This is a genomic window from Pseudomonas sp. EU05-FHT14B02 (assembly GCF_058791055.1).
The window spans coordinates 21,642-36,757 of record NZ_JBYTDD010000046.1; the positions used below are offsets into that span (position 1 = coordinate 21,642).

The 15,116-nt window shown below is 60.4% G+C and carries 16 protein-coding genes; 9 read left to right on the top strand and 7 right to left on the bottom strand.

Annotated features, from left to right (window positions below; all coding sequences use genetic code 11):
* Positions 1-6 precede the first annotated feature (6 nt).
* From etfA to AC3WTM_RS28720, 5 genes are all read right to left on the bottom strand, one after another.
* On the bottom strand, positions 7-1,227 hold the full coding sequence (gene etfA, locus AC3WTM_RS28700) for an electron transfer flavoprotein subunit alpha (RefSeq protein ID WP_102672497.1): 1,221 nt from the start codon (positions 1,225-1,227) through the stop codon (positions 7-9).
* Positions 1,227-3,176: a dimethylglycine demethylation protein DgcB gene (dgcB, locus tag AC3WTM_RS28705; RefSeq protein ID WP_102672498.1), complete on the bottom strand. Its 1,950-nt coding sequence runs from the start codon at positions 3,174-3,176 to the stop codon at positions 1,227-1,229. The genes etfA and dgcB overlap by 1 nt, the downstream gene beginning before the upstream one ends.
* A 163-nt stretch (positions 3,177-3,339) precedes the next feature.
* Positions 3,340-5,400, bottom strand: a complete 2,061-nt coding sequence (dgcA, locus tag AC3WTM_RS28710) for a dimethylglycine demethylation protein DgcA (RefSeq protein ID WP_102672499.1) — start codon at positions 5,398-5,400, stop codon at positions 3,340-3,342.
* 15 nt (positions 5,401-5,415) lie between these two features.
* On the bottom strand, positions 5,416-5,946 hold the full coding sequence (locus tag AC3WTM_RS28715; protein ID WP_008048169.1) for a DUF5943 domain-containing protein: 531 nt from the start codon (positions 5,944-5,946) through the stop codon (positions 5,416-5,418).
* 78 nt (positions 5,947-6,024) lie between these two features.
* Entirely contained in the window at positions 6,025-7,002 is a 978-nt protein-coding gene (locus AC3WTM_RS28720) for a dipeptidase (RefSeq protein WP_032829497.1), read from the bottom strand.
* A 236-nt stretch (positions 7,003-7,238) separates the two neighbouring features.
* Here AC3WTM_RS28720 and AC3WTM_RS28725 point away from each other — a divergent pair, with 236 nt between their 5' ends.
* Positions 7,239-7,640, top strand: a complete 402-nt coding sequence (locus AC3WTM_RS28725) for a lysozyme inhibitor LprI family protein (protein ID WP_102672500.1) — start codon at positions 7,239-7,241, stop codon at positions 7,638-7,640.
* Between the two features lie 40 nt (positions 7,641-7,680).
* Here AC3WTM_RS28725 and AC3WTM_RS28730 read toward each other — a convergent pair whose 3' ends face one another.
* Positions 7,681-7,854: a hypothetical protein gene (locus AC3WTM_RS28730; protein WP_158247461.1), complete on the bottom strand. Its 174-nt coding sequence runs from the start codon at positions 7,852-7,854 to the stop codon at positions 7,681-7,683.
* Here AC3WTM_RS28730 and AC3WTM_RS28735 point away from each other — a divergent pair.
* Genes AC3WTM_RS28735 through AC3WTM_RS28745 form a run of 3 tightly spaced genes read left to right on the top strand, consistent with a single transcriptional unit; the run spans position 7,853 to position 8,864 of the window.
* Complete coding sequence (locus AC3WTM_RS28735) at positions 7,853-8,107, top strand: type II toxin-antitoxin system RelE family toxin (protein ID WP_102672501.1); 255 nt, start codon at positions 7,853-7,855, stop codon at positions 8,105-8,107. The genes AC3WTM_RS28730 and AC3WTM_RS28735 overlap by 2 nt on opposite strands.
* The gene (locus AC3WTM_RS28740; protein ID WP_056726566.1) at positions 8,091-8,414 is read left to right on the top strand and encodes a helix-turn-helix domain-containing protein; all 324 of its coding nucleotides are present in this window, start codon (positions 8,091-8,093) and stop codon (positions 8,412-8,414) included. The genes AC3WTM_RS28735 and AC3WTM_RS28740 overlap by 17 nt, the downstream gene beginning before the upstream one ends.
* Before the next feature lie 33 nt (positions 8,415-8,447).
* Positions 8,448-8,864: a DUF3010 family protein gene (locus AC3WTM_RS28745; RefSeq protein WP_102672505.1), complete on the top strand. Its 417-nt coding sequence runs from the start codon at positions 8,448-8,450 to the stop codon at positions 8,862-8,864.
* 129 nt (positions 8,865-8,993) lie between these two features.
* Here the strand turns inward: AC3WTM_RS28745 and AC3WTM_RS28750 are convergent, their stop codons facing one another.
* Positions 8,994-9,938, bottom strand: a complete 945-nt coding sequence (locus AC3WTM_RS28750; protein WP_057712988.1) for a GlxA family transcriptional regulator — start codon at positions 9,936-9,938, stop codon at positions 8,994-8,996.
* Between the two features lie 209 nt (positions 9,939-10,147).
* Between AC3WTM_RS28750 and AC3WTM_RS28755 the strand changes: the two genes are divergently transcribed.
* From AC3WTM_RS28755 to AC3WTM_RS28775, 5 genes are all read left to right on the top strand, one after another.
* The gene (locus AC3WTM_RS28755) at positions 10,148-11,092 is read left to right on the top strand and encodes a choline ABC transporter substrate-binding protein (RefSeq protein ID WP_102672502.1); all 945 of its coding nucleotides are present in this window, start codon (positions 10,148-10,150) and stop codon (positions 11,090-11,092) included.
* Positions 11,093-11,186: 94 nt separating this feature from the next.
* Positions 11,187-12,074 carry a 3-dehydrocarnitine:acetyl-CoA trimethylamine transferase CdhC gene (gene cdhC / locus AC3WTM_RS28760; RefSeq protein WP_102672503.1) on the top strand — a complete coding sequence of 296 codons (888 nt, stop codon included), beginning with the start codon at positions 11,187-11,189 and terminating at the stop codon, positions 12,072-12,074.
* A gap of 144 nt (positions 12,075-12,218) precedes the next feature.
* Positions 12,219-13,184, top strand: a complete 966-nt coding sequence (locus AC3WTM_RS28765; RefSeq protein ID WP_095964145.1) for an L-carnitine dehydrogenase — start codon at positions 12,219-12,221, stop codon at positions 13,182-13,184.
* A gap of 153 nt (positions 13,185-13,337) precedes the next feature.
* Entirely contained in the window at positions 13,338-13,814 is a 477-nt protein-coding gene (locus tag AC3WTM_RS28770) for a thioesterase family protein (RefSeq protein WP_102671164.1), read from the top strand.
* A 13-nt stretch (positions 13,815-13,827) separates the two neighbouring features.
* Positions 13,828-14,991 carry a gamma-butyrobetaine dioxygenase gene (locus AC3WTM_RS28775; RefSeq protein WP_102671165.1) on the top strand — a complete coding sequence of 388 codons (1,164 nt, stop codon included), beginning with the start codon at positions 13,828-13,830 and terminating at the stop codon, positions 14,989-14,991.
* The last annotated feature ends 125 nt before the right edge of the window (positions 14,992-15,116 follow it).

A 15,116-nucleotide genomic window follows, 5' to 3' on the forward strand; every position in this document is an offset into this window, starting at 1 on the left:
CTTCCCTTAAGCCGCATCGCGCTTGGCGTCGTTGCGGTAAGCCGCTACCGCGTCGATCAAGGCTTGAAGAATCTCCGCGCTCTCGCCGATCACCGAGAGGTCCGCACGCTTGATCATGTCGCAACCAGGGTCGAGGTTGATCGCCACCACCTTGTCGCAGGCACCAATGCCTTGCAGGTGCTGGATCGCTCCGGAAATCCCCACCGCCACATAGACCCGTGCGGTGACCCAGGTGCCGGATGCCCCGACCTGACGATCGCGAGCCATGAAGCCGTCGTCCACCGCCACCCGCGATGCGCCTTCGGTCGCGCCGAGGGCTTCGGCGGTTCTGTGGAAAAGTCCCCAATCCTTGACCCCGTTGCCGCCGGAGAAAATGAACTCGGCTTCGGCCATGGGGATGGCCGCCGGATCGACGGCCACCGCGCCCAGATCTTCGATCCGCGACAGGCTGCGTGCCACGGTTGTGGATAACTCCACGGGCAGCGCTTCGTGACGGGTTTCGCTGACCGGTTCGGCGCACTCGGCAGCCGCCAGGATCAGTCGCGCCAGTGGACGGGCAAGGTCTTGCAGACCCGCGCCGGCGCGGCCGATGCACTCCTGATCCTTGACCTGCCAGACCCGCGTGGCCGGGCGTTCGCCCAGTGCGGCAGCAAAGCGCCGCCCCAGCTCGCCGCCACCGCTGCGGCTGTCCGGCAGCAACCAGTGACGCGGGCTGAACTGGTTATCCACAGCCCGCAGGCCCTGGACCCGTTGTTCCGGTGCATAACCGCTGAATTCTTCGCCTTCCAGCACCAGCAGGCGGTCGACGCCCGCCGTGGCGAAAGTGTTTTCCTTGTGCTCGCCGAACACCACGGCCAATACCGCGCCGTCCTTGCCGGCCAATTGATGGGCCAGGCCCAGCAGATCGCGGTCGTGGCTGCTCAAGCGGCCGCCAACCATGTCTGGTACCACGCTGATGTAAAACGCTGGCGCGGCCACCTGATGCAGCGGCAATTGCACTTCAACCGCGGCCGAGCGTTTAGTCGCCCCGCCCTGCTGAGCGCCACTGCGGTCGATCCGTTTGATTCCATTGGGACCGATAAAACCGATCCCGTGAGGATTCTTGCGGATGACACCGTTCGGTCCCATCCAGCTGTGTTGCGCCGGTTGCATGGCCGCGTGCAGCGGGTGCAGACGGTTGCGGGCGATCCATTCGGCCCGAGGGTCGCGGCGGATAATGTCACTCATCAATGCACCTCCGCTGGTTCACGTTTGGCCGGTGCCGAAGGCTTTCCTGGCGCGGCATCTTCGAGCAACGCATCAGCCACCAGCTCGGCGATGTCCTTGATCAGCGGACGTGGTTCGACCACGCCTTCAAGCATCGCGGTGCACTGTGGACAACCCACGGCCACCAGTTCGGCGCCGGTTTCGCGGATGTCTTCCATGCGCATGTCGGGAATGCGCTGCTTGCCGGGAATGTCGGTGATCGGAGCGCCGCCACCACCGCCGCAGCAGCGGGAGCGGAAGCCGGAGCGCTGCATTTCTTTCACTTCAATCCCGAGGGCGCGCAGTACCTGGCGCGGTGCCTCGTATTCGCCGTTGTAACGGCCGAGGTAGCACGGATCGTGATAGGTCACGCTATCGCCTTTGTGCTGACCGAGATTGAGCGCGCCAGCATCGATGATTTCCGCCATGTAGGTGCTGTGGTGCTGCACCAGGTAGTTACCATCGAAGGCACCGTACTCGTTTTTCAGCACGTGGAAGCTGTGCGGGTCGCAGGTGACGATGCGGTTGAAGCTGTATTTGGCCAGGGTCTGGATGTTGCGCTTGGCCAACAGCTGGAAGGTTGCTTCGTCGCCCAGGCGCCGGGCCACGTCACCGCTGTCGCGCTCTTCGAGGCCGAGCACGGCGAAGTCGATTTTCGCCGCCTTGAGCACTTTGACGAAGGCGCGCAGGGTGCGCTGATTACGCATGTCGAAGGCGCCATCGCCGACCCAGAACAGCACGTCGGTGGATTTCTTTTCGCTAAGCAGGTTGAGGTTCAGGTCTGCTGCCCAGTTCATCCGTCCGCCCGGAGCGAAACCGCCAGGGTTGTCGGTGGCGATCAGGTTTTCCAGGACTTCGGCACCCTTGTTCGGGGTCGCGCCTTTTTCCAGGGTCAGATGACGGCGCATGTCGACGATGGCATCGACGTGCTCGATCATCATCGGGCATTCCTCGACGCAAGCGCGGCAGGTGGTGCACGACCACAGCGTCTCGGCATCTACCAGACCGTTGACGATCGGCTGATGCGGATTGCCCGCGTGTTCGCCAATGGCTTTGCCTGGGTACGGGCTGCCGGCGAACTTGGCATCGGTGCCACCGGCCAGGCCGACGACCATGTCCTGAATCAGTTTTTTCGGGTTCAGCGGCTGACCGGCGGCGAAGGCCGGGCACGCTGCTTCGCATTTACCGCACTGCACGCAGGCGTCGAAGCCGAGCAACTGGTTCCAGGTGAAATCCTTGGGTTTTTCCACACCCAGTGGCGCGGTCAAGTCGCTAAGATCCAACGGTTTCAACCCCGTGGAACGACCACCACCAAAGCGTTCGGCGCGGCGGTGCCAAGCCAGGTGCAGGGCACCAGCAAAGGCGTGTTTCATCGGCCCGCCCCAGGTCATGCCGAAGAACAGTTCAGACACGCCCCACAACACGCCAACCCCGAGAATCGCCGCCAACAGCCAGCCACCGAAATTTTCCGGCAGGATGCCCGCCACCGGCAGGGTCAACAGGAAGAACGAGGCCGAGAACGCCATCAGGCTTTTCGGCAGGCGCATCCACGGGCCTTTCGACAGGCGCGACGGCGGATTGCGCCGACGCAGGTAAACAAAGATCGCGCCGACGAACATCACCGCCGACATCAGCAACAACGCATAGCCGAGAAAGCGGTTATGCAGGCCGAAACCATGCACCAGAATCGCCAGTACGATGGACGCCACCGCACCGCCAGCCGTGGCGACGTGGGTGTTGGCAATGTATTTGTCCCGCGCTACCACATGGTGCAAGTCGACCATGTAGCGCTTGGGCATGGCGAACAGGCCGCCGATCAGGTCGACCTTGGAGGCTCGGCCCCGGCGCCACATGGCCACCCGCCGCAACGCGCCCAGGACACCAAGGCCCAGGGCGGCGAACAACAGGATTGGAAGAAGGGTGTTCAACATGGTGAAGCTCCCAAAGACCGCAGGGTCTTGCAGGTCGAGATGCCTGACTCGGTTCCTGTGGGAGCGGGCTTGCCCGCGATTGCATTCTGTCAGCCACATCTACGTTGACTGATACACCGCTATCGCGGGCAAGCCCGCTCCCACAGGGTTATGTGCAAGCCCGTTAGAAGTCTTTACACAGCCGCAGCGCGTCGTAGATCGCCGCATGCACGTTACGCTGGGCCACGCAGTCGCCAATGCGGAACAACAGGTAGCCATCACCGCTCTGTTCCAGGCAAGGTTGCGGCTTGATCGCGAACAAGGCTTCGACGTCGATCTGGCCTTTGTTGCGCGAGCCTTCCTTCAGCGCGTAGTAGATTTCTTCGTCCGGACGCACGCCGTTTTCCACGACCACCTGGTCAACCACCCGCTCCTCTTTGGCGCCGGTGTATTCGTTTTCCAGTACCGCTACGAGCTTGTCGCCTTCGCGGTAGACCTTCTCCAGCATCATGTCGCCGGTCATGATCACTTCTTTCGGGTACATGCTGCGGTAGTAAGTCGGGAACGATGTACCACCGATGGCGACGCCCGGCTTGATGTCGTCGGTCACGATCTCGACCTGGCTGCCCTTGTCGGCGAGGAAGTCGGCGGTCGACATGCCGGTGAATTCGCAAATGGTGTCGTAGACCAGCACGTTCTTGCCCGGTGCAACCTTGCCATCGAGGATGTCCCAGCTGCTGACCACCAGGCCTTCTGCCGCGCCCCAGTGTTCGTTCTGCTCGATGAACGGATGACCGCCGACGGCCAGCACCACCACGTCCGGACGCAGGTCCATGATGGTTGCCGCGTCAGCCGCGGTGCCCAGGCGCAGGTCGACTTTCAACCGCGCCAGTTCCAGTTGATACCAGCGGGTGATACCGGCGATCTGGTCCCGTTGCGGGGCTTTCGATGCGGTGGTGATCTGCCCGCCGATGAATTCCTTTTTCTCGAACAGGGTCACGTCGTGGCCACGCTCGGCGGCCACGCGAGCGGCTTCCATCCCGGCAGGACCGGCACCGACCACCACCACCTTGCGTTTCACGCCGGTGGTTTTTTCGATGATGTGCGGCAAGCCCATGTATTCACGAGAAGTCGCGGCGTTCTGAATGCACAGCACATCCAGACCCTGATACTGACGGTCGATGCAGTAGTTGGCACCGACGCACTGTTTGATCTGGTCGATCTGGCCCATTTTGATCTTGGCGATCAGGTGCGGGTCGGCGATGTGCGCGCGGGTCATGCCGACCATGTCGACGTAACCGCCTTCCAGGATACGTGTAGCCTGGTTAGGGTCCTTGATGTTCTGTGCGTGCAGTACTGGAACCTTGACCACTTCCTTGATACCGGCAGCCAGATGCAGGAACGGTTCCGGCGGATAACTCATGTTCGGAATCACGTTGGCCAGGGTGTTGTGGGTGTCACAACCCGAACCCACGACGCCGATGAAGTCGAGCATGCCGGTATCGTCGTAATACTTGGCGATCTGCTTCATGTCTTCGTGGGATAGACCATCCGGGTGGAACTCGTCACCGCAGATGCGCATGCCCACGCAGAAATCGTCACCGACCTCAGCACGTACGGCTTTCAAGACTTCCAGACCGAACTTCATCCGGCCTTCGAAGGTGCCGCCCCATTCGTCGGTACGCTTATTGACCCGTGGGCTCCAGAACTGGTCGATCATGTGCTGATGCACCGCCGACAGTTCGACACCGTCCAGGCCACCGGCCTTGGCGCGGCGGGCTGCTTGAGCGTAGTTGCCGATCACCCGCCAGATCTCTTCCGGCTCGATGGTTTTGCAAGTGGCACGGTGCACCGGCTCGCGGACGCCCGACGGCGACATCAGCGTCGGCCAGTTGAAGCCGTCCCAACGCGAGCGACGCCCCATGTGGGTAATCTGGATCATGATCTTGGCGCCATGCTTGTGCATGGCGTCGGCAAGATTCTGGAAGTGCGGAATGATGCGGTCGGTGGACAGGTTCACCGAACTCCACCATTCCTGCGGGCTGTCGATGGCCACCACGGACGAACCGCCGCAGATCGCCAGGCCGATCCCGCCCTTGGCCTTCTCTTCGTAATACTTGACGTACCGGTCGGTGGTCATGCCGCCGTCGGTGGCATAGACCTCGGCGTGCGCGGTGCTGAGCACGCGGTTGCGGATGGTCAGTTTGCCGATCTGGATCGGCTGGAACATTGCTTCGAAAGCCATGGCGGGTTCCTCGACTTACAACGGCTTGACGGTGAACAAGCCGTCTTCGTGGCCCTCTTCGGAGCCACCGTAGACTTGTTCGGCCACGGTGCGGATCTTGCTGCCGCGAGCGGCGAGGATCTGATCCATGGCCCCTGCAAACCAGCCAGTGAACATGTAGTCGACCTTGCGCCCGACTTTGCCGTACACGTAGACGAATGCCGAGTGTTCGAGCTTGACGCTGGCGGTGCCTTTGTCGAGGTCGATGTCCTGGATCTTGAACAGGCCCCAGCCGCGCTGCGACAGGCGTTTCATGTAGTGCTCGAACACCGCGACACCTTCCAGGCCGTGGCATTCGGCTTCTTTTTCACACCAGTGCCAGGCGGACTTGTAGCCGGCCTTGTAGAGGATTTCGGCATAGGCTTCAGCGCCCAGCACTTCCTCGATGCCCATGTGGTTGTTGACGAAGAAATGGCGCGGCACGTACAGCATCGGCAGGGCGTCGGAGGTCCAGACACCGGTTTCGCTGTCGACTTCGATTGGCAATTGCGGGGCGATCTTGGCCATGGAAACTTAACTCCAGAAAAATTTTGGTGTTGCCCCCGGCACGGACGGCCGGGGGAAAGGATTCAGAGGTGCAGCGGCTTACTCGCCCCAGACGTCTTTCAGGACGTTGACCCAGTTTTCGCCCATGATCTTGCGTACCACGCGCTCGGAGTGGCCGCGCTTGAGCAGGGTCTCGGTCAGGTTCGGGAACTCGCCCACGGTGCGGATCCCCAGCGGGTTGATGATCTTGCCGAAACTGGTCAGGCGGCGGGCGTAGCCCTTGTCGTGAGTCAGGTATTCGAAGAAGTCCTGGCCATGGCCCTGGGTGAAGTCGGTGCCGATGCCGATGGCGTCTTCGCCGACGATGTTCATCACGTACTCGATGGCTTCGGCGTAGTCGTCGATGGTCGAATCGATGCCCTTGGCCAGGAACGGCGCGAACATGGTCACGCCGACAAAGCCGCCGTGGTCGGCGATGAACTTCAGTTCTTCATCGGACTTGTTGCGCGGGTGCTCCTTGAGCCCCGATGGCAGGCAGTGGGAGTAGCAGACCGGTTTCTTCGACTCGAGGATGACTTCTTCGGAAGTCTTGGAACCGACGTGGGACAGGTCGCACATCACACCAACGCGGTTCATCTCGGCGACGATTTCGCGACCAAAGCCCGACAGGCCGCCGTCACGCTCGTAACAGCCGGTGCCCACCAGGTTCTGGGTGTTGTAGCACATCTGCACAATGCCGACGCCCAGCTGCTTGAAGACCTCGACATAGCCGATCTGGTCTTCGAAAGCGTGAGCGTTCTGGAAGCCGAACAGGATGCCGGTCTTGCCCTGCTCCTTGGCTTTACGGATGTCGGCGGTGGTGCGCACCGGGATCACCAGGTCGCTGTTCTCGCGAATCAGCTTCTGGCTCGCGGCGATGTTGTTGACGGTGGCCTGAAAGCCCTCCCACACCGACACGGTGCAGTTAGCCGCCGTCAGACCGCCCTTGCGCATGTCTTCGAACAGTTCACGGTTCCACTTGGCGATAATCAGCCCGTCGATAACGATGCTGTCGGCGTGCAATTCGGCTGGGCTCATCAGGCTGTCCCCTTGTTAGCGATTCATGCGCCGAATCGTGTGCCGGCGCTTTGGGGCCAGCATATGCCTCGGTGCAGGGGCAGCCGGGTGCAAAAACGACAGGGGGTTTGCCGAAAGCGTCAATCCGCGACAAAGGGTCGTGGTCAGGCACAATCACCGACCTGTTCAAGGCCCTTGGCTTGGGCCAGAATTCGCCGCATCACTGGATGCTTCACTGGACAAGAGCGGCGACGATAATGAAATCGATCATTCTGGCAATGGCACTGATTGCGAGCGGCGTACACGCAGCGGAGGTGGCCGACGACAACCCGTGCGACAAAGTCGAAAACGACATCCAGACCCTCGAGTGCTCGGCCTTCAGCAAAACCTCCGCCGAAGACCTGCTCAAGGAAAACCTCCAGGGCCTGACCGAGCGCATGCAGTCGCAATACGGCAAAAACCCATCGCAACTGGCCGACATCACCGCCAAGATCAAGGCCGCCCAACAGCAATGGTTGAAGACCCGGGACGCCGACTGTGCCGTCGAAGCCTTCCCGGCCACCAATGGCAGTAAGGCGTTCACCATTGCCCAGAACGATTGCATTGCGCGGATGAGTGACGAACGGTCGGAGTTTTTGGAATCGATTGGGCAGGAATAATCCTGAATCTCCCGCTGAAAGCTGGCACTACCACCAGCTTTCAATCGCCAAAAAAGCTTTTCCCACAAAGCACTCTGACCTGACCTACAGCCTCTGTCCAAAGCCACTGCTCTGCGGATTTTTCACGCAATATGCCGACAAATGTTGTTGATAGCCAACCATAAAAATATAAGTAAAGATTCGCAAATCTTATAAAAGACTTATATTCTTCCATGAACAGCATTCACTGGACTCGAAAGGCCGTTAAGCAACTCTTGAGATTGCATTCCGTTCACCAGATTCAGGTTCGTGATGCCGTCGCGACACTCGCTGGCATGCCTGAGGCAGGCAATGTCAAAGCACTGGTCGGTCATGACTACGCTTATCGGCTACGTGTCGGTAATTACCGGGTCATGTTTGATTGGGATGGCGCGATCAAAGTGGTCAGTATTCAAGAGGTCAAAAAACGCGATGAACGCACCTACTGACATTCAAATCATCAACGACGCCGAAGGCAATCCAGCCTTTGTGGTCATTCCCTATGCACAATACGTGGCGCAGAAAATCGAACCCGACTTGATCCCCCATGAGGTGGTGAGCCGTATCGTCGATGGCGCTACCCCTATCCGAGCCTGGCGCGAACACTTGAACCTTACCCAGGATGAAGTGGCCAAACGCATGGGCATAACCCAGCCTGCCTTTGCCCAACAGGAAACAGTCGCCAAGCCCCGTAAAGCCACTCGTGAAAAAATCGCTTTGGCGTTTGGCATCACTGCCAGCCAGCTTGAGCTGTAAGCTGCACACCCTCTGTCACTAATGGGATTGAACATGAAAGTCTGCGGCATCGAAATCAAGGGCAGTGAAGCGATCATTGCCGTGACCACGCTGGACGGTCAGGCGCTGAGCCATGTCGCGCTCGCCACCAAGAAAATTGCCCTGGACGATGATGACGAAGCCGCCAACGTCAAAGTGTTTGCCGCTCAGGTCGCATCGTTTGTCCGTGAGAATTCCATCGACCGCATTGCGATCAAGAAACGCAGCAAGAAAGGCGAATTCGCCGGTGGGCCGACCACGTTCAAGATCGAAGGGGTTTTCCAGTTGCTGGAGAATTGCGAGGTGACCTTACTGTCGCCGCAGACCATCAATGCCCAGGCCAAGAAGCACGGTTTCGAGCTGCCGGGGACGCTGAACAAGTATCAGCATGAGGCGTACAAGGCTGCCTGTTCGGCGTTACTGAAAAAGTAACCTTCAACCCTTGTAGGAGCGAGCTCTGCTCGCGATGGACGTTAACGATTACGCGTGCTGTCTGAATGAACACGTTGCCCAGGCGTTTTTCGCGAGCAGAGCTCGCTCCTACAGGGGTTCTGCGGGTGGTTATGCCTTGGCGGTACGCCGATCCTCTCGTGGGCACCGCTCGTATTTCGCCCGATAACTGCGGGTGAAATACGACGGCGATTCAAACCCACAGGCAATACTCACTTCCAGCACGCTCATGTCTGTCTGCCGCAATAGCTGCCGCGCCTTCTCCAGACGCAAACGCAGATAGAAGTTGCTCGGCGTGTCGTTCAGATGCAGGCGAAACAGGCGCTCCAGTTGCCGCCGCGTCACCTTGATCGATTCCGCCAGTTCCAGCGTGCTCAGCGGCGGTTCGCTGTGCTGCTCCATCTCGCCGATCACGTGAACCAGCTTCTTGTTGCTGATGCCATAACGGGTGGCGACTTCCATGCGCTGATGGTCTTTGCGCGGGCGGATGCGACCAAGCACGAATTGCTCGCTGACCTGGATCGCCAGCTCCGGGCCATGGGCCTGGGCGATCAGATCCAGCATTAAATCAATAGAGGCGGTGCCGCCAGCAGAGGTGATGCGACGGCGGTCGATCTCGAACAGTTCCTGAGTGACGCTGAGCTGTGGATAGGATTCCTTGAACGCATCGATGGCTTCCCAGTGCAGGGTCAGGCGATGGCCGTCGAGCAAACCCGCCTCGGCGAGGATGAAGCTGCCGGTGTCGATGCCGCCGAGGGTCACGCCTTCGTGGTCCAGGCGGCGCAGCCAGTGTTCCAGCGCCGGGGTGGTGAACTTCAAGGGCTCGAACCCGGCCACCACCAGCAGCGTCACGCCTTTTTTCAACGGCTCCAGCGCCGCATCGGCGTTGACCGACATGCCGTTGCTCGCCAGCACCGCCCCGCCATCGGCGCTCAGCACATGCCAGCGATACAGCTCGCCACGAAAGCGATTGGCCACCCGCAACGGCTCGATGGCCGAGATAAATCCGATGGCCGAGAAACCCGGCATCAACAAGAAGTAGAAATCCTGGGACATGGAGCGCACTCGCTTAGCAGGTAACGAGAGGGCGGGCAGCGTAGGGGTGTTGATACGCCACTTGCGAGCGGCATTCAAGGGGGCAGGTCGCTGCAGTGCAAGAGCTGGTCGCCGCAGTGCGCTTTCATCGGTGCTTTGCTGCGTAACTTGGCATCACCGGCGCATCAGACACCGGAACTCACAATAAACGAACTGCCGAGGAACCTGAGATGAAACGACTGATCAGCAGCTGTGTTCTTGCACTCAGTGGTACCGCGTTACTGAGCGCCAGTGTCATGGCCGCCGAACCCGCAGCGTGCCAGAACGTGCGCATGGGTGTAGTGAACTGGACCGACGTGATCGCCACCAGTGCCATGACCCAGGTATTGCTCGACGGCCTCGGCTACAGCACCAAACAAACCAGCGCCTCCCAGCAAATCATCTTCGCCGGGATCCGCGACCAGCGTCTGGACCTGTTCCTCGGCTACTGGAACCCGCTGATGACCCAGACCATCACCCCGTTCGTCGACGCCAAACAGGTCAAGGTGCTTGATGCGCCAAGCCTGCAGGACGCCCGCGCGACCCTCGCCGTGCCGACCTACCTCGCCGACAAGGGCCTGAAAACCTTCGCTGACATCGCCAAATTCGAAAAAGAACTGGGCGGCAAAATCTACGGTATCGAGCCTGGCTCGGGCGCCAACACCCAGATCAAGGCAATGATCTCCAAGAACCAGTTCGGCCTCGGCAAGTTCCAGCTGGTCGAGTCCAGCGAAGCCGGCATGCTCGCCGCGGTGGATCGCGCCGTGCGTCGCAACGAAGCCGTGGTGTTCTTCGGCTGGGCGCCGCACCCGATGAACGTCAACGTGAAAATGACCTACCTCACCGGCAGCGATAACGCCCTCGGCCCGAACGAAGGTAAGGCCACCGTATGGACCGTCACCGCACCGACCTACGCCGAACAATGCCCGAACATCGGTCGCCTGCTGAGCAACCTGACGTTCACCGCCGAAGACGAGAGCCGGATGATGCAGCCGCTGCTGGATCACAAGGACGCTTTCGAGTCGGCCAAACAATGGCTCAAGGATCACCCGCAGGACAAAAAACGCTGGCTTGAAGGCGTCACCACCTTCGATGGCAAACCGGCCGCTGAAAACCTGCAACTGACCAGTAAATAAACCGAATGAACCACCGACTCGCAGCCCCAACGGGCTGCGAACGGGATAACCACGCCTGGCCAAAACCAAAAACTCGCCTGTAAGGAACCGCCAAATGAACCACGACGTCATCATCACCTGCGCACTCACCGGTGCTGGCGACACAACCGCCAAGAGCCCACACGTGCCGGTCACCCCGAAACAAATCGCGGCTGCCGCCGTGGAAGCCGCCAAGGCCGGTGCCACCGTGGTTCACTGCCATGTACGTGACCCGCAAACCGGCAAGTTCAGCCGTGACGTGGCGCTGTACCGTGAAGTGATGGAGCGCATCCGCGAAGCGGACGTGGACATCATTGTCAACCTCACCGCCGGCATGGGCGGCGACCTGGAAATCGGCGCGGGCGAGAACCCGATGGAATTCGGCCCGAATACCGACCTGGTCGGCCCGCTGACCCGCCTGGCCCACGTCGAAGAACTGCTGCCGGAAATCTGCACCCTGGATTGCGGCACCCTGAACTTCGGCGACGGCGACACCATTTACGTCTCCACCCCGGCGCAGCTACGCGCTGGCGCCAAACGCATCCAGGAACTAGGCGTTAAAGCCGAGCTGGAGATCTTCGATACCGGCCACCTGTGGTTCGCCAAGCAGATGATCAAGGAAGGCTTGCTCGACAACCCGTTGTTCCAGCTGTGCCTGGGCATCCCTTGGGGTGCGCCGGCGGACACCACCACCATGAAAGCCATGGTCGACAACCTGCCGGCCGACGCGGTCTGGGCCGGTTTCGGTATCGGTCGCATGCAGATGCCGATGGCGGCACAAGCCGTGTTGCTCGGCGGCAACGTGCGGGTCGGGCTGGAAGACAACCTGTGGCTGGACAAGGGCGTACTGGCGACCAACGGCCAACTTGTCGAGCGCGCCACGGAAATCCTCAGCCGCCTCGGTGCCCGCGTCCTGACCCCGGCTGAAGGCCGAGTAAAAATGGGCCTGACCAAGCGCGGTTAAGCCCATCCCCTTTCCCCCCTGTGGGAGCGAGCTTGCTCGCGATGACGTCGGTACATCCGAAGCATCATCTGCGACAGGAATATCGCCATCGCGAGCAAGCTCGCTCCCACAGTTTTTTTTTCGAGCCAAATTCAGGAATTGACCATGAGCTTTATCACCGAAATCAAAACCTTCGCAGCGTTAGGCAGCGGTGTCATCGGCAGCGGCTGGGTATCCCGCGCCCTCGCCCATGGCCTGGATGTAGTGGCCTGGGACCCGGCTCCCGGTGCCGAAGCGGCCCTGCGCAAGCGTGTCGCCAACGCGTGGGGTGCACTGGAAAAACAAGGTTTGGCACCGGGTGCATCGCAGGATCGTCTGCGTTTTGTCGCAACCATCGAAGAGTGCGTGCGCGATGCCGATTTCATCCAGGAGAGCGCCCCGGAACGGCTGGAGCTGAAACTGGACCTGCACAGCAAAATCAGCGCGGCAGCCAAGCCCAATGCGTTGATCGGCTCCAGCACCTCTGGCCTGTTGCCGAGCGAGTTCTACGAGAGCGCCACGCACCCGGAACGCTGTGTGGTCGGTCACCCGTTCAACCCGGTTTACCTGCTGCCACTGGTGGAAGTGGTCGGTGGCAAGAACACCGCGCCAGAAGCGGTGCAAGCGGCGATGAAAGTCTATGAATCCCTGGGGATGCGCCCGTTGCACGTGCGCAAGGAAGTACCGGGTTTTATCGCCGACCGCCTGCTCGAAGCGCTGTGGCGCGAGGCGTTGCACCTGGTCAACGACGGCGTGGCGACTACTGGCGAAATCGACGACGCCATCCGCTTCGGCGCCGGTTTGCGCTGGTCGTTCATGGGCACGTTCCTGACTTACACCCTGGCCGGTGGCGATGCCGGCATGCGTCACTTCATGGCACAGTTTGGTCCGGCATTGCAGCTACCGTGGACTTACCTGCCGGCACCGGAACTGACCGACAAGCTGATCGACGACGTGGTCGATGGCACCAGCGATCAACTGGGTAAACACAGCATTTCGGCGCTGGAGCGCTATCGTGATGACTGCCTGCTGGCGGTGCTGGAGGCGGTGAAGACCACCAAAGAGAAGCATGGGATGGCCTTCAGCGAGTAAGCCCAAGCTTTGGGGCCAGCAGTGCTGACCCCATCGCGAGCAAGCTCGCTCCCACATTTGATCGCAGGTGTCTGATACAACTCGGTAACCTGTGGGAGCGAGCTTGCTCGCGATAGCGGCAGTCCGGTCACCACACAAATTGGATCAGAAACCATGCCCACCCTCACCACCTACCAAACCACCATCATCCCCGACTGGGTCGACTACAACGGCCACCTGCGCGATGCCTTCTACCTATTGATTTTCAGCTACGCAACCGATGCCCTGATGGATCGCCTTGGCCTGGACAGCAACAGCCGGGAGGCCAGCGGTAACTCGCTGTTCACCCTCGAACTGCACCTGAACTACCTGCACGAAGTGAAGCTCGACGCAAAGGTCGAAGTGCACACCCAGATCATTGCCCACGACAGCAAGCGCGTGCACCTCTATCACAGCTTGCATCTGGTGGGTGATGCCCAGGAACTTGCAGGCAACGAACAGATGCTCCTGCACGTGGATCTCGCCGGGCCGCGTTCGGCACCGTTCAGCGAGCAGTCCTTGAGCCAGCTGCAAGCCATCGTCGCCGAACAGACAGACCTGCCAACCCCCGCATACATTGGCCGAGTGATCGCATTACCCGCAAAAAAATAAAAAGGAGATCGCCATGAACACCGCCGCTGCTTTTGCCGACTTTCGTACCTATCCGTTGATCAGCGCGCTGACTGCCGTGCAGACTCTGGCGGACCGTGTTCTGGTGAGGTGGGCCGACGATCGCGTCAGCCCTTTCCACCATCAATGGCTGCGGGACAATTGCCCATGCCCGCAGTGCGTCTACACCGTGACCCGCGAGCAAGTGCTGGAAATCGTCGATGTGGCTCAGGATCTGATAGCCGATAACGTCAGTATCAACAACGATGGCTGCCTGGCGGTTGATTGGCAGGACGGCCACCACAGCCGCTTCGACCCCGGCTGGTTGCGCGCCCACGCCTATGACGATGAGTCCCGCGCCGAGCGCCAGCAGCGCAAGCCTGTAGCCAGGCTCTGGCACAGCGATTTGCAGTTGCCGGTGTTCGAATATCAAGCGCTGATGAACGACTCCGACGCCTTGTTGCAATGGTTGTTGGCGGTGCGGGATGTCGGATTGACCCAGGTCCGTGGCGTGCCCACCGAGCCTGGTTCTCTGAAGCTGATCGCCCAACGGATTTCCTTCATCCGCGAGAGCAATTTCGGCGTGCTGTTCAACGTGCAATCCAAGGCCGACGCCGACAGCAACGCCTACACCGCGTTCAACCTGCCGCTGCACAGCGATTTGCCAACCCGGGAGCTGCAACCGGGGCTGCAATTCCTGCATTGCCTGGTCAATGACGCCGAGGGTGGCGAGAGCATTTTTGTCGACGGCTTTGCCATTGCCGATGCCTTGCGCCGGGAAGACCCCGAATCTTTCAAAAGCCTCTGCGAAATCCCCGTGGAGTTTCGCAACAAGGATCGTCACAGCGACTACCGCTGCCTGGCACCGATCATTGCCCTGGATACGTTGGGGCAGGTATCGGAAATCCGCATGGCCAACTTTCTGCGCGGCCCCTTCGATGCATCGGTGGAACAGATGCCCAAGTTGTATCAGGCCTACCGGCGCTTTATCGCGATGACCCGCGAGCCTAGATTCAGGTTGATGCGGCGGCTCAATCCCGGTGAGCTGTGGTGCTTCGACAACCGTCGCACCCTGCACGCCCGCAACGCCTTCGACCCCGCCACCGGGGCGCGGCATTTCCAGGGCTGCTATGTCGACCGGGATGAGTTGTTGTCGCGCATCCTCGTATTGCAAAGATAAACCGTGTCATCGTTCATCGCGGGCAAGCCCGCTCCCACAGGTTATGCGCAATCCCTAATGAAATGGCTCCCCCCTCACACCCTGTGATCACTCTCTAAGCTTTCACAGGGTGTCTTTCGGAGGCT

What these genes read in the sequence shown, in the direction of transcription:
- AC3WTM_RS28735 (WP_102672501.1), top strand. Translation starts at nt 7,853, where the DNA reads ATGAACAGCATTCACTGGACTCGAAAGGCCGTTAAGCAACTCTTGAGA.
- AC3WTM_RS28715 (WP_008048169.1), bottom strand. Translation starts at nt 5,946, where the DNA reads ATGGCCAAGATCGCCCCGCAATTGCCAATCGAAGTCGACAGCGAAACC.
- AC3WTM_RS28745 (WP_102672505.1), top strand. Translation starts at nt 8,448, where the DNA reads ATGAAAGTCTGCGGCATCGAAATCAAGGGCAGTGAAGCGATCATTGCC.
- AC3WTM_RS28755 (WP_102672502.1), top strand. Translation starts at nt 10,148, where the DNA reads ATGAAACGACTGATCAGCAGCTGTGTTCTTGCACTCAGTGGTACCGCG.
- etfA (WP_102672497.1), bottom strand. Translation starts at nt 1,227, where the DNA reads ATGAGTGACATTATCCGCCGCGACCCTCGGGCCGAATGGATCGCCCGC.
- AC3WTM_RS28775 (WP_102671165.1), top strand. Translation starts at nt 13,828, where the DNA reads ATGAACACCGCCGCTGCTTTTGCCGACTTTCGTACCTATCCGTTGATC.
- cdhC (WP_102672503.1), top strand. Translation starts at nt 11,187, where the DNA reads ATGAACCACGACGTCATCATCACCTGCGCACTCACCGGTGCTGGCGAC.
- dgcA (WP_102672499.1), bottom strand. Translation starts at nt 5,400, where the DNA reads ATGGCTTTCGAAGCAATGTTCCAGCCGATCCAGATCGGCAAACTGACC.
- AC3WTM_RS28730 (WP_158247461.1), bottom strand. Translation starts at nt 7,854, where the DNA reads ATGGAAGAATATAAGTCTTTTATAAGATTTGCGAATCTTTACTTATAT.
- AC3WTM_RS28740 (WP_056726566.1), top strand. Translation starts at nt 8,091, where the DNA reads ATGAACGCACCTACTGACATTCAAATCATCAACGACGCCGAAGGCAAT.
- AC3WTM_RS28720 (WP_032829497.1), bottom strand. Translation starts at nt 7,002, where the DNA reads ATGAGCCCAGCCGAATTGCACGCCGACAGCATCGTTATCGACGGGCTG.
- AC3WTM_RS28770 (WP_102671164.1), top strand. Translation starts at nt 13,338, where the DNA reads ATGCCCACCCTCACCACCTACCAAACCACCATCATCCCCGACTGGGTC.
- AC3WTM_RS28750 (WP_057712988.1), bottom strand. Translation starts at nt 9,938, where the DNA reads ATGTCCCAGGATTTCTACTTCTTGTTGATGCCGGGTTTCTCGGCCATC.
- AC3WTM_RS28725 (WP_102672500.1), top strand. Translation starts at nt 7,239, where the DNA reads ATGAAATCGATCATTCTGGCAATGGCACTGATTGCGAGCGGCGTACAC.
- dgcB (WP_102672498.1), bottom strand. Translation starts at nt 3,176, where the DNA reads ATGTTGAACACCCTTCTTCCAATCCTGTTGTTCGCCGCCCTGGGCCTT.
- AC3WTM_RS28765 (WP_095964145.1), top strand. Translation starts at nt 12,219, where the DNA reads ATGAGCTTTATCACCGAAATCAAAACCTTCGCAGCGTTAGGCAGCGGT.